Genomic DNA, 12,893 nt, shown 5'->3' on the forward strand with positions numbered 1-12,893 from the left:
AAGGGGGGGGGAAGGCGAGGAGCTCCTACAGCCCTACAAGCAAGCCGGCACCGGCTAGCCGCCGGCCGCGCCCGACAGGGACAGCCGCGCCAGGCGCGCCACCGCCGACACTACCTCGAACGGGTCCGCCGGCTTGGCCACGTGCACGGCGAAGCCGCTTTGCAGCACGCGCAGCCGGTCGGTCGGCCGCACGAAGGCGGTCAGCGCCACCGCCGGCACCTGGCCGCCGGCCCGGGCGGGACGCTCGCGCAGGCGGCGCAGCAGCTCGTAGCCGTCCACCCCGGGCATGCCGATGTCCGACACCAGCACGTCGAAGGGCTGCTGGGCCAGCATCTGCAGCGCGGCCAGCGCGCCGCCCGCGGTGGACACCTGCGCGCTGCATTCCTCCAGCACGCGCCGCATCAGGTCCAGCGTGTCGGGCTCGTCGTCCACCAGCAGCACGCGCACGCCGGCCAGGCTGATGCCCTCCCCGGCCCGGCGCGCCGGCGGCACGGCCGCCTCGCTGCTCTCGCGCACCGCCCACGCCGGGGCCGGGGACCGCGCCGGCAGGCGCACCGTGAAGCAGGCCCCGGCGCCCTCGCCCGCGCTGTCGGCCTGCACCTCGCCGCCATGCAGCTCCACCAGGTGGCGCACGATGGACAGGCCCAGGCCCAGCCCGCCGAAACGGCGGGTGGTCGAGGCATCGGCCTGGCGGAAGCGGTCGAACAGGTGCGGCAGGAATTCCGGCCGGATGCCCACGCCGGTGTCGCTGACGGCGATCTCCACCCAGCCGGCGTGCTGCGCCAGCCGCACGCGCACCGTGCCGCCGGCCGGCGTGAACTTCACGGCGTTGCCCAGCAGGTTCCAGACCACCTGCTGCAGCCGCGCCGGGTCGCCCGCCACCGGGCCGACCGTGCCATCGAGCTGCACGTCCAGCCACACGCCCGCCGCCGCGGCCTGCGGCCGCACGGTGTCGACGGCGGCCTCGACGAAGGCGACCGGCGCCACCGGCTGCAGGTCCAGCCGCAGCTTGCCCGAGGCGATGCGGCTCATGTCCAGCAGTTCGTCGATCAGCCGGGTCTGGGCGCGCGCGTTGTGCTCGATCACGTCCACGCCCTTGAGCAGCTCGGGCGCGTGCGGCGGCAGCTTGTGCCGCAGGATCTGGGTCCACCCCAGGATGGCGCCCAGCGGCGTGCGCAGCTCGTGCGACAGCGTGGCCAGGAAATCGTTCTTCACCGCATTGGCGCGCTCGGCCTCGCCGCGCGCCGCGCGCTCGCTGTCCAGCAGCAGCAGCTTCTCCTCGGCCTCGCGCTGGCGCCGGCTCACGTCCTGCACCACGCCGGTCATGCCCCGGAAAGCGCTGTCGGCCGTCTGGGTGGGCTTGCCTTGCACCGAGATCCAGCGCCACTGGTCGCCCACCTGCACGCGGCAGGTGATGCTGCAGGGCCGGCCCTGCGCGGCGCAAGCCTCCATGGCCTGGCGGGCGCGCTCGCGGTCGTCCTCGTGCAGCCGCTGGTCCAGGGCGGCCCAGGGGATGGGGGCGCCGTGCGGCAAGCCCAGGATGTCGGCGGCGCGCTCGCCCATGACCAGCTCGTCGGTGCGGGCGTCCCAGCTCCAGTCGCCCAGCTCGCCCGCCTCCAGCGCCAGGCTCAGGCGCTGGTGCGCCTCGCGCAGCTCGCCCTCGGCGCGCAGCCGCTCCAGCGACTCCCAGCAGCGCGCCACCACGCGCTGCACCAGCGCCACCTCGTCCGGCCGCCACCGGCGCGGCACGTCCTGGTGCACCGCCATGCCGGCCACGAAGCGGCCGTCGCGCAGCAGCGGCACGCTGATCACGGCCCGGATCTGCGTCACGCGATAGGCGGTCAGGTCGGTGCCGGCGGTGCGCGGGTCGTTGTCCACGTCGTCGTTGACGTAAGGCTCGCCGCGCCGCATCAGCGCCACGAACGGCCGCCCGAAGTCGGACAACGCATAGCGGCCGAGGATGCTGCGCACCCCTCGCGTGTAGTCGCCGACCAGGTCGAAGTGCTCCCCGTCGTCGCTCACCGGCGCGTAGGCGCAGCGGCTCGCGCCCAGGTGTTCGCCCAGCAGCCGCGCCGTGGTGCGCATGATCTCGGCCGCATCGTGCAGCGGCCAGGTGGCCTCGGCCAGCTGGTCCAGGAAACGCAGGCGCCGCTCGCTGGCGGCGAGATCGGCGGCGTCGGGGGCAGGCGGCATCATGGCGTGGTCGCGCCCATCGTGTTCATGGCGTGGTCAGTCCCGCGGTTGTAGCACGCGGCCGTCCCCTGGCAGAACGCCAAGGCACGACCGCGCCGCAGCAGCGAGGCCACCGGCGCGCTGCTGCTACTGCGGCTTGCTGCGGTGCTGGCGCAGGTGGGGCAGCACGCTGTGCGCGCCGTGCCCCGACAGACCGCCGCCGGCGGGCGCCCGCGCGGACTCGCCCTCCAGGGGCCGGTCACCGTCCACCGTCAGGCTCAGCAGTTCGCAGGCCGAGCCCAGTTCCTCGCTGGCCTCGTGGACCTTGGTCTTGGCCAGGCGGTTGTGCACCAGCACCTCCTGGACCTGCGCAGCGCCCGGGTGCGCCGCCGCCTCCGCCAGCAGTTCGTTGGCCACCCTCAGCTCGGATTCGGCAACACGCAGCCGGCGGCGCGCCTTGAGCGTTTTCTTGCTGGCCGCGACGGCGATGGCGCCGTGCGTCAATGCGGGAGGATGTGGTTTCATGGCGGGCGCGAGCTTAGCGGCGCATTCCGGGGCTTGGCCCATCTGCGCGACGGCCGCTCAACTGTTCAGAACCCCTGTGACAAAATCCCCTGTCGAGCCTTGGCAGAATACAGCCGCAGCCGCTCCACGCAGCATGACAGCAACTTTCGTTGTAAGAACGGCGTCGGATTCTTCCTACGCCGCGTTTGCATGCTATCGGTCATGCTCGCCGGTTCGGCCAAAATGGCCGTTTTCCTGAATTCGATGCAAGCAGTAAGGTCGTTGGAACAACAGCCCCACGGACATGCCTCCGCACTGGCCGCCTTGCGGGAAGCAACGCGCGCCGGCCATGATGCGCTCGAATCCCTGCTGCGCCTGGACGGGGCCTTCGGCCTGGACCACTATGCCGGCGTGCTGTGGGGATTCGCCGCTTTCCTGCCCCCCTGGGAACAGCAGCTGAGGGCGGCGCTGCCTGCGCCGCTGCGCGCCTGGTTCGATGCGCGGCGGCGCGCTCCCCTGGTGCAGCAGGACCTGCGGGCCCTGGGCCTGGAAGCCGCCGGGGCGGCCAAGGTCGCGCCCCTGGTGCCGCTGCCCACCGCGGCGGCGGCCTTCGGATCCCTGTACGTGATGGAGGGCTCGGCCCTGGGCGGCCAGCTGATCTCGCGCGGGCTGGCCGAACGGCACGGCATCGTGCCCACGAACGGGGGCGCCTACTTCTTCGGCGCCGGCCCGGGCACCGGCGCCCTGTGGCGCGAGTTCCGCGGGCTGCTGGAACGCAACGTGACCACGCCCGAGGCGTGCGAGCAGGCGTGCACCGCCGCTGTCCAGACCTTCGACGCCCTGGCCGCCACCTTCCGCCTCCACCTGCCGTCTCCTTTGCCGCATGAACCTTCCGCCGCCTGACCTGGCGCAGTGCGCGGACGAACCGATCCGCGTGCCCGGCGCGATCCAGCCGCACGGCCGGCTGGCCGTGCTGCGGGACGACGGCCGGCTGGTCGCCTACAGCGAGAACTGGGAATCACCCGGCCAGGTGCAGGCCGCCCTGGCCGGGCTGCCGCTGCACGATACCCACTTGGCGGCCGGCGAGTCGCCGGCCGCGCTGGGCACCAGCGCCATCGACGAGCAGCCGTGGGACGCCATCGCGCACCGCAGCGGCCAGCACCTGGTGGTGGAGTTCGAGCCGGCCACACCCGACACCGGGCTGCGCGCGCCCATCTACTCGCTGGCCCGCCATTTCCTGCCGCAGCTGCAGGCGGCCGAGTCGGTGGTGCAGCTGGCCCAGCTGGCCGCCACCGAGATCAAGCGCCTGACGGGCTTCGGCCGCAGCCTGGTCTACCGCTTCGACGGCAACGGGCATGGCGAGGTGCTGGCCGAGGCCATCGACCCGGGCTACGACTCGTACCAGGGCCACCGCTTCCCCGCCGCCGACATCCCGGCGCAGGCGCGCGAGCTGTACCGGCTCAACCACATCCGGCTGATCCCGGATGCCAACTACCAGCCGGTGGGGCTGCGCGGCCTGGATGCGGCCTGGCAGCCGGCCTCGCTGGACCTGTCGTTGGCCAGCCTGCGCAGCGTCTCGCCCATCCACCTGGAGTACATGCGCAACATGCGCACGCTGGCCTCTATGTCGGTGTCCATCGTCGTGGGCGGCCAGCTCTGGGGCCTGATCTCCTGCCACGACCACGAGCCGCGCGGGCTGCCTTTCCAGACCCGCGTGGCCTGCGAGCACCTGGGCCGGCTGCTGTCGATGCAGGTCGAAGCCAAGGAGATGAACGCCGAGGTCGCGACGCGGCTGGAGCTGCGCAAGCTGACGCTGGAGATCGTGTCCCACCTGGCCAACAGCGACGCCACGCTGAAGATGCTGGTGAACGAGCCGGCGCCGCTGCTGCGCCTGGCCAGCGCCGCCGGCGCCGCCGTGGTGCTGGACGACGACTGCTGGAGCGTGGGCGAGGTGCCGCCGCGCGAGCAGATCGCGCAGCTGGCGCAGTGGATCGGCGGCCTCGGCCAGCCGGTGTGGCACTCCGACCAGCTGGCGCAGGACGTGCCGGGTGCCAGCGCCTGGGCCGATGCGCCGGCCGGCGTGGTGGCGGTGTCGATCTCGCAGGTGCACCGCCATGTCATCCTGTGGTTCCGCCCCGAGCTGGTGCGCACCATCCAGTGGGCGGGCGATCCGCGCAAGCAGGTGCAGGCCAGCGACGGGCGCATCCACCCGCGGCGCAGCTTTGCCAGCTGGCAGGAGCAGGAACGCGGCCGCTCCGCGCCCTGGAACGCCGGCGAGCTGGCGGCGGTGGCCGAGCTGCGCCAGGCGCTGATCGGCATCGTGCTGCGGCGCGCCGAGGAGATGGCCGAGGTGGCCACCGAGCTGGGCCGCGTCAACAAGGAGCTGGAAGCCTTCTCCTACACCGTCTCGCACGACCTGCGCGCGCCCATGCGGCACATCGCCGGCTACGTGGACCTGGTGATGGACACCGAGGGCGGCCAGCTGTCGGACCGGGCGCGGCGCTACCTGGCTCACGTGAAGGAGGCCTCGGCCTTCGCCGGCCACCTGGTCGATGCGCTGCTGGATTTCTCCCGCATGGGCCGCTCGGCCATCAAGCGCTCGCCGGTGAACGTGCAGACCCTGGTGGAGGACCTGGTGCACGAGTTCAAGCGCCAGGAGCCCGGGCGCGCCGTCGACTGGCAGGTGGACACGGGCCTGCCGCTGCTGCAGGCCGACCCGTTCCTGCTGCAGGTGGCGGTGCGCAACCTGCTGAGCAACGCGGTGAAGTACACGCGCCAGCGCGAGCGGGCGCGCATCCAGGTCAAGGCGGTGCGCCGGCGCGAGGGCGACGGGCTGGAGGTCCGGGACAACGGCGTGGGCTTCCAGATGAAGTACGTCGGCAAGCTGTTCGGCGTGTTCCAGCGGCTGCACCAGGCCGAGGATTTCGAGGGCACGGGCATCGGCCTGGCCAGCGTGAAGAGGATCGTCGAGCGCCACGGTGGCACGGTGTGGGCGCAGGGCGAGGTGGGCGAAGGAGCGAGCTTCGGCTTCGTCCTGCCCCACGGGCTGAATGGCGCTGTGCCGCCCAAGAGGAAAGAGGACAGGAACCATGCTTAAACCCATCTTGCTTGTCGAGGACGACAAGCGCGATCTGGAACTGACCCTGGTGGCGCTGGAGCGCAGCAAGCTCTCCAACGAGGTGATCGTGGTGCGCGACGGCGCCCAGGCGCTGGACTACCTGAACCGCGAAGGCGACTTCAGGGCCCGCGAGGAAGGCAACCCCGCGGTGATCCTGCTGGACCTGAAGCTGCCCAAGGTCAACGGCCTGGAGGTGCTGCAGCAGGTGCGCTCGAGCACGCAGCTGCGCAGCATCCCGGTGGTGATGCTGACCTCCTCGCAGGAGGAATCGGATGTCGTCAAGAGTTACGAGCTGGGCGTCAACGCCTATGTGGTCAAGCCGGTGGAGTTCAAGCAGTTCGTCGCCGCCATCGCCGACCTGGGCATCTTCTGGGCGGTGCTCAACGAGCCGCCGCCGGGGTCCATGAAGGCCATGCGCCGCTACGAATAAGGGATGAACCCGCTTTGACCCCGCCCGACCACCAGGACCGCCCGCTGGCCGTATTGCTGCTGGAGGATTCGCGCTTCGATGCCGAGCTGCTGCGCGAGGCCTTGCTGGCCGCGTACCCCCAGGCCCGGCTGGAGGTCGTGCGCGACGAGGAAGGGTTCGAGCAGGCCATCGCGCGCGGCGGCTGGGACCTGATCCTGTCCGACTACGAGCTGCCCGGCTTCTCCGGCGCGGCCGCACTGGAGATGGCGCGCCAGCACGCGCCCGAAGTGCCGTTCATCTTCGTCTCGGGCGTGATCGGCGAGGACAACGCGGTCGAGATGCTCAAGCGCGGCGCCACCGACTACGTCAGCAAGAGCCGCATGAACCGGCTATCGCTGGTGGTGGACCGCGCGCTGCGCGAGGTGGCGCAACGCACCGGGCGCGAGTCGGCCGAGACCCGCCTGCGCGAGGCCAACGAGGTCTACGCCCGGGTGGTGGACTCGCTGCGCAACTACGCCGTCATCCTGCTGGACACGCGGGGCATGATCCGTTCCTGGAACGCGGCCGCCCGCGACATCTTCGGCTTCGAGCGCGAAGAGCTGGTCGGGCGGTCGGCCGAGGTGCTGTTCACCCCCGAGGACCGGCAGGCCGGGACTTTCCAGGCCGAACTGCGCGACGCGCTGCGCAAGGGCAAGGCCGACGACAACCGCTGGCTGATGCGCAGCGACGGCCTGCGGCTGTGGGCCGAGGGCGTGGTGATGCCGCTGTACGACGACGCCCGGCACCACAGCGGTTATTGCAAGGTGGTGCGCGACGCCACTGCCGAATACCGCGCCGCCGAGGCGCTGCGCGCGGCCAAGGAGCAGGCCGAGCGCGCCAACCAGGCCAAGGACCGCTTCCTGGCCGTGCTGTCGCACGAGCTGCGCACGCCGCTCACGCCCATCGCCACCGCCGCCAGCCTGCTGGAGCGGACCGCCACGGTGCCGGACAAGTACCGCGAGCTGCTGCCCATGATCCGGCGCAACGTGGCGCTGGAGGCGCGGCTGATCGAGGACCTGCTGGACCTGACGGCGATCTCGGCCGGCAAGGTGAGCCTGCGGCTCGGGCCGGTGGACATGCACCGGCTGGTGCACGGGGTGGTCGACATGGTGTCCGAGCAGATCGCCGAGCGCCAGCTGCGCCTGACGCTGGAGCTGCGCGCGCCCAATCCCATGGTCCAGGCCGACGAGGCGCGCATCCAGCAGGTGGTGTGGAACCTGCTGCGCAACGCCATCAAGTTCACGCCGCACGGCGGGCAGGTGGTCGTGCGCACCGAGTCCGACCGGCGCTGGTTCACCCTCGGCTGCACGGACACGGGCATCGGCATCGACCCCGAGGCGCTGCCGCGGATCTTCCAGGCGTTCGAGCAGGCCGACCAGGAGGTGTCGCAGCACTATGGCGGGCTGGGCCTGGGCCTGGCCATCGCGCGCGGCCTGGTGGCCGAGCACAAGGGCGAACTCTGCGCCAGCAGCCAGGGCCGCGGCCATGGCGCGACGTTCACCCTCAAGCTGCGCACCCTGGCTGCCGCGGATGTCGTCCAGACCGACGCGCCGGGCGAGTCGGATGCCGAGAGCCGCGAGGCCGGCCATCGGCTGCTGCTGGTGGAGGACAACATCGACGCGGCCGAGACCATGATGATGCTGCTGGAGGACTACGGCTACCAGGTCACCCATGCGCCCACCTGCGCCGCCGCCCTGCAGGCCGCGCGCGAGAAGGAGTTCGACGTGGTGCTGACCGACCTGGGGCTGCCCGACGGCAGCGGCATCGAGGTCGGGCGCCAGCTCAGCGCCAGGCTGCCGGTGGTCGCCCTCAGCGGCTATGGCGCCTCGCAGGACCTGCAGCGCTCGGCCATGGCGGGCTTCGCCGGCCACCTGGTCAAGCCGGCCGACCCCGACACCATCCACACCATGCTGCAGAAGGTGCTGGAGGAGCGGTATCTCTCCTGAGGGGTGGTGACCCTGCGGGGCGCCTCGCCTTCCCCGTCAGTGGGACAATCCCGCCGACGTGGACTCCACCCCCATCGATTCGCTGTCCGGTGCCGATGCCCGCCAGGCCCCGGCCGCCCTGGCCGCCGCCCTCGCGCCGCCGGCCGCACCCGGCCACCATGACGAGCTGCGCGGCAGCGCATCGCCCGCGGCGGCTACGCCGGCGGCGGGCCAGCCGCTGACGCCGGCCTGGAGCCGGTTCTTCCAGCACCTGGGAACGGACGGCTTCGCCGACCTGGACCGGCGCACCGCCCACGTGGCGCGCCAGGTGCGCGACAACGGCGTCACCTACAACGTGTATGCCGACGCCAACGGCCCGCAGCGCCCCTGGTCGGTGGACCTGTTCCCGCTGATCGTCACGCCCCAGAGCTGGCAGCAGATCGAGACCGGCGTGCTGCAGCGCGTGCGGCTCATGGAAGGCCTGATGGCCGACGTGTACGGCCCGCAGCGCCTGCTGGCGGCCAACCTGCTGCCGCCGGCGCTGGTGCACGGTCACTCCGGCTACCTGCGGCCGCTGCACGGCGCGCGGCCGGCGGGCGGGCGCTTCCTGCACATCGCCGCGTTCGACCTGGCGCGCGGGCCCGACGGCCAGTGGTGGGTGGTGTCGCAGCGCACCCAGGCGCCCTCCGGCCTGGGCTACCTGCTGGAGAACCGGCTGCTGATCTCGCGCCTGTTCCCCGAAGCCTTCGGCGAGCTCAGGGTGCAGCGCCTGGCAGCCAGCTACCGCGCGCTGGTGGACAGCCTGCGTGCGACAAGCCCGGCCGCGGGCGAGGAGCCGCGCGTGGTGCTGCTCACGCCCGGTCCCTACAACGAGACCTACTTCGAGCATGCCTACCTGGCGCGCTACCTGGGCCTGACCCTGGTGGAAGGCAGCGACCTCACGGTGCGCGGCGAGCGCCTGTACCTCAAGACCCTGCAGGGCCTGGAGCCGGTGCACGGCATCCTCAAGCGCCTGGACGACGAGTTCCTGGACCCGCTGGAGTTGCGCCACGACTCGCGCCTGGGCATGCCCGGGCTGCTGCAGGCGATCCGCGCCGGCCACGTGCTGGTGGCGAACGCGCCCGGCTCGGCCTTCCTGGAGTCCACCGCCCTGCTCGGCTTCCTGCCCGCGCTGTCGCGCGAGCTGCTGGGCGAGGAGCTGCGCCTGCCCTCGCTGGCCACCTGGTGGTGCGGCGAGCAGGCGGCGCTGGAAGCGGCGCTGCCGCAGCTGGCGGCCGGCGTGGTCAAGCCCACCTACCCCGGCGCCGGCGCGGTGCCGGGCCGCTCGCTGTCGCGCAGCGAACTCCAGGAGGTGGCCGACCGCATCGTGCGCCAGCCGGAGGACCACACGGTGCAGGCCTGGATGCCGCTGTCGCAGATGCCCACCTGGAGCGGCGGGCGCCTGGCGCCGCGCTCCCTGGTGCTGCGCGTGTTCGCGGTGGCCGACGGCGACCAGGGCTGGCGCGTGCTGCCGGGCGGCCTGACGCGCATTGCCGGCACCGCCGACGGCGACGTCGCCTCCATGCAGAGCGGCGGCAGCAGCGCCGACACCTGGGTGCTGACCGAAGGCGAGGTGGACACCACCACGCTGCTGCAGTACGAGCAGCCGGCCGCCTCCTTCGCGCACCACCAGCGGGTAGTGACCAGCCGCGCCGGCGAGAACCTGTTCTGGCTGGGCCGCTATACCGAGCGCACCGAGAACACCGCCCGGCTGGCGCGCCTGGCGCTGGAAAGCCTGAACGGCGAGGACCAATCCTCGCTGCCGCTGCTGGCCTGGCTCAGCGATCTGGCGGCCGAGCATGGCTTGGTGCTGCCCGCCGTGCCCCCGGCCACCCAGTCGCGCCGGGTGTTCGAGCGCTCGCTGGTCGCGACCCTGGCCGACACGCGCACCGCCACCAGCGTGGGTTTCAACCTGCGCGCATTGCACCAGGCCGCGGCCGCGGTGCGCGAACGCCTGTCGCTGGAGCAGTGGAACCTGGTCCAGCAGGCCGAACAGGCGTTCTTCCGCGGCTGCGCGCTGTCGGCGGGAGACGGCGACTACTCCTCGGTGGAAGCGCTGCGCGTGCTGGAACAGCTGTCCGGCCACACCGCGGCCATGACCGGCGCGCAGACCGACCGCATGACGCGCGACGACGGCTGGCGGCTGCTGTCCACCGGCCGCCACCTGGAGCGCCTGGGCTTCCTGGCCACGGCCCTGGCCCTGGCCTTCGACCACGGCGCCGTCGCCGACGAAAGCGGCTTCGAGGCGGTGGTGGCGCTGTTCGACAGCACCATCACCTTCCATGCGCGCTACCAGAAGCGCCACGACATCGCCGCCCTGCTGGACCTGCTGGTGCTGGACGGCGAGAACCCGCGCTCGCTGGGCTGGGTCGCCACCAGCCTGCGCGGCCGCCTGGCCCGGCTGGCGGGCTCGGCCCCGGGCGAGCTGCCCGCCATCGCGCACACCGTACCCGACCCGCAGGCCTGGTCGCTGGCCGCCTTGTGCGAGCGCGACGCGGCCGGCCGCCACGCCCGGCTGCTGGAGCTGCTGGGGCGATGCACCGACGCGGCCTACCAGCTGTCGGACGAGCTCACCGCCCGCTACTTCATCCACTCGGCCGACACGCGCCACAGCGTGGGCGCCTGATGCTGCTGCGGGTGGTCCACGAAACGGCGTACGACTACGCCCCGCCGGTGCGCACGGCGCAGCACATGGCGCATCTCAAGCCGGCGCACGACGACCGCCAGCGGCTGCTGCGGCACCGTCTGGAGGTGCTGCCCGCGCCGGCCCAGCTGAGCGAGGCGCTGGACGTGTTCGGCAACACCCGCTCCTTCTTCAGCCTGCAGGCCACGCACGAGCGCCTGGCGGTGCGCGCCGACAGCCTGGTCGCTACGGCGGTGCCGGCCTGGCCGCAGGAAGGGCCGGCCTGGGAAACGGTGCGCGAGCGCTTGCGCTACCGCCGCGGCGGGGGGTTCGACCCGGCGGTGGAGTTCCAGTTCGGCTCGGCCTACGTGCCGCGCCACGAGGACTTCGCCGCCTACGCGCGCCCGAGCTTCACGCCGGGCCGCCCGCTGCTGGAGGCGGCGCGCGAGCTGATGGCGCGCATCCACCAGGACTTCCGCTACGAGGTGCAGGCCACCGACGCCAGCACGCCGGCGCTGCAGGCGCTGGCGCTGCGCAGGGGCGTGTGCCAGGACTTCGCCCACGTGATGCTGGGCTGCCTGCGCAGCCTGGGCCTGCCGGCGCGCTACGTCAGCGGCTACCTGCTCACGGCGCCGCCGCCGGGCCGCACGCGCCTGGTGGGCAGCGACGCCTCGCACGCCTGGGTGTCGCTGTACGTGCCGCAGGAGGACACCGGCAGCGGCGCCTGGGCCGAGCTGGACCCCACCAACAACCGCGCACCGGCCGAGGACTACGTGCGGCTGGCCGTCGGCCGCGACTATGCCGACGTGTCGCCGGTGCGTGGCGTGATCCAAGGCGGCACACGGCACACGCTGCGCGTGGCAGTAACGGTGGAGCCGGTGGAAGCACCGCCGTCCGAGGTGCCGTCCTAGGCCCCCGGCTGGGTATCGGGCGCCAGCGGTGGCCGGCCGCGCAGGCGCCGCACCAGGGGGCGCAGGGGCGACTCGCGCAGCCAGTGGTGGGCGGCCTGCCCGGCGCGCAGCAGCGTCGCCAGTGGCGCCGGCCCGGCCAGGCAGCCTTCGGCCAGGGGCAGCTCGTGGTCGGCGAAGGTGCTCTTGTACGCTTCGTCCCCCTTGCCGAGGTCCAGCAGGGCATGGCCCTGCGCCGCCACGCCCTCGGCCACCCGCATCAGCAGCTGGAGGCCGGGCGAGTGGCGCGCGTGCGCCGTGTCGTACGCCGGGAGCCACCAGTGCCACACCCGGGCCGAGCACATGCCTAGACTGGCCGACACCAGCTGGTCGCCGGCCCACAAGGCGGAGAGCCGTCCGCCGAAGCCGGGGGTGTCGAGCCGCCAGATGTCTTCGAGCATCGCGCGCGCCCACGGCATGGCCAGCACGTCGCGAGCACCGGTGCGCCGGTACTGCTGCGACTTCAGGCGCAGCACCGTGTCAAAGACGGCGCGGCTGCTGCTGTGCAGCTCGAAGCGCAGCGGTCCGACCGCGCGCGCCAGCTTGCACGCCCCGCGATCGAGCTCGCCTATACGCCGAACACCGGCCTGCAGCCGCCTGCGTTTGTACGCCTGGAAGCCTTGCGACAAGTCCAGCGCTGGCGAGGGCACGCGCCGCACCCCAGGGATTGCCGGCGCCTGCGCCGCGCACAGGTGGTCGAAGCGCCAGAACACCAGGCCGGCGGCGCGCAGCAACTCGCCCCAGTCCCAGCGCGTCCCCGGCGCGGCGATCACGCCATGGTGGTCGGAGAACGGCCGGCCCGCGGGCTCGCCCAGCCCGTAGGGGCCCAGCTGGAACGGGAAGAACCCCACAGCGGGTCCGGCGCCCTGCTCCATGACCAGGATGCGGATGTCAGGACGGACCGAGCCCACGGCGCGCGTGAACTCGGGGCAGAAGTAGGGGCTGGCCAGTGCCTGATTACTGAGTTGGAGGTCGCGCCAGCGGGCCTGGGCGGGCGCATCGAGTTCGTGGGGGCGGATGACTGATAGCTTCATCGGTTCACCACTCCATTGTGGTGCGCGCGTGGATGCATCAGACTACACGGCGCGCTCTCGGCAGAGCGCCGGCGGACGCGGTG

9 protein-coding genes are annotated in these 12,893 nt (G+C 72.6%); 6 read left to right on the plus strand and 3 right to left on the minus strand.

The features are described from left to right. Positions 1-54: 54 nt before the first annotated feature. Positions 55-2,196 (minus strand): hybrid sensor histidine kinase/response regulator, encoded by a 2,142-nt coding sequence (locus RTA_RS13010; protein ID WP_013901872.1) that lies wholly within the window; start codon positions 2,194-2,196, stop codon positions 55-57. A gap of 123 nt (positions 2,197-2,319) precedes the next feature. After that, a complete protein-coding gene (locus tag RTA_RS13015; protein ID WP_143762971.1) occupies positions 2,320-2,697 on the minus strand; it encodes a hypothetical protein in 378 nt (125 codons plus the stop codon). A gap of 303 nt (positions 2,698-3,000) precedes the next feature. Here RTA_RS13015 and RTA_RS21005 point away from each other — a divergent pair, with 303 nt between their 5' ends. From RTA_RS21005 to RTA_RS13045, 6 genes are read left to right on the plus strand one after another with little or no spacing between them, the layout of a single operon-like run. Beyond that, complete coding sequence (locus RTA_RS21005; protein WP_049871283.1) at positions 3,001-3,579, plus strand: biliverdin-producing heme oxygenase; 579 nt, start codon at positions 3,001-3,003, stop codon at positions 3,577-3,579. Beyond that, a complete protein-coding gene (locus RTA_RS13025) occupies positions 3,560-5,773 on the plus strand; it encodes an ATP-binding protein (protein ID WP_081466274.1) in 2,214 nt (737 codons plus the stop codon). Before RTA_RS21005 ends, RTA_RS13025 begins: the two co-directional genes overlap by 20 nt. After that, positions 5,766-6,224, plus strand: a complete 459-nt coding sequence (locus RTA_RS13030) for a response regulator (RefSeq protein ID WP_013901876.1) — start codon at positions 5,766-5,768, stop codon at positions 6,222-6,224. The genes RTA_RS13025 and RTA_RS13030 overlap by 8 nt, the downstream gene beginning before the upstream one ends. A gap of 14 nt (positions 6,225-6,238) precedes the next feature. Then, on the plus strand, positions 6,239-8,188 hold the full coding sequence (locus RTA_RS13035; RefSeq protein WP_013901877.1) for a hybrid sensor histidine kinase/response regulator: 1,950 nt from the start codon (positions 6,239-6,241) through the stop codon (positions 8,186-8,188). Between the two features lie 58 nt (positions 8,189-8,246). Next, entirely contained in the window at positions 8,247-10,832 is a 2,586-nt protein-coding gene (locus RTA_RS13040) for a circularly permuted type 2 ATP-grasp protein (RefSeq protein ID WP_013901878.1), read from the plus strand. Beyond that, on the plus strand, positions 10,832-11,740 hold the full coding sequence (locus RTA_RS13045) for a transglutaminase family protein (RefSeq protein WP_013901879.1): 909 nt from the start codon (positions 10,832-10,834) through the stop codon (positions 11,738-11,740). Before RTA_RS13040 ends, RTA_RS13045 begins: the two co-directional genes overlap by 1 nt. Here RTA_RS13045 and RTA_RS13050 read toward each other — a convergent pair. Beyond that, the gene (locus RTA_RS13050; protein WP_013901880.1) at positions 11,737-12,810 is read right to left on the minus strand and encodes a GNAT family N-acetyltransferase; all 1,074 of its coding nucleotides are present in this window, start codon (positions 12,808-12,810) and stop codon (positions 11,737-11,739) included. The genes RTA_RS13045 and RTA_RS13050 overlap by 4 nt on opposite strands. Between the last annotated feature and the right edge of the window lie 83 nt (positions 12,811-12,893).

It is taken from the genome of Ramlibacter tataouinensis TTB310 (assembly GCF_000215705.1).
GTDB classification, from domain to species: Bacteria; Pseudomonadota; Gammaproteobacteria; order Burkholderiales; family Burkholderiaceae_C; genus Ramlibacter; species Ramlibacter tataouinensis.

Coding starts and splice junctions, on each gene's coding strand:
- RTA_RS13010 (WP_013901872.1), bottom strand. CDS start 2,196: ATGATGCCGCCTGCCCCCGACGCCGCCGATCTCGCCGCCAGCGAGCGG.
- RTA_RS13045 (WP_013901879.1), top strand. CDS start 10,832: ATGCTGCTGCGGGTGGTCCACGAAACGGCGTACGACTACGCCCCGCCG.
- RTA_RS13025 (WP_081466274.1), top strand. CDS start 3,560: ATGAACCTTCCGCCGCCTGACCTGGCGCAGTGCGCGGACGAACCGATC.
- RTA_RS13015 (WP_143762971.1), bottom strand. CDS start 2,697: ATGAAACCACATCCTCCCGCATTGACGCACGGCGCCATCGCCGTCGCG.
- RTA_RS13050 (WP_013901880.1), bottom strand. CDS start 12,810: ATGAAGCTATCAGTCATCCGCCCCCACGAACTCGATGCGCCCGCCCAG.
- RTA_RS13030 (WP_013901876.1), top strand. CDS start 5,766: ATGCTTAAACCCATCTTGCTTGTCGAGGACGACAAGCGCGATCTGGAA.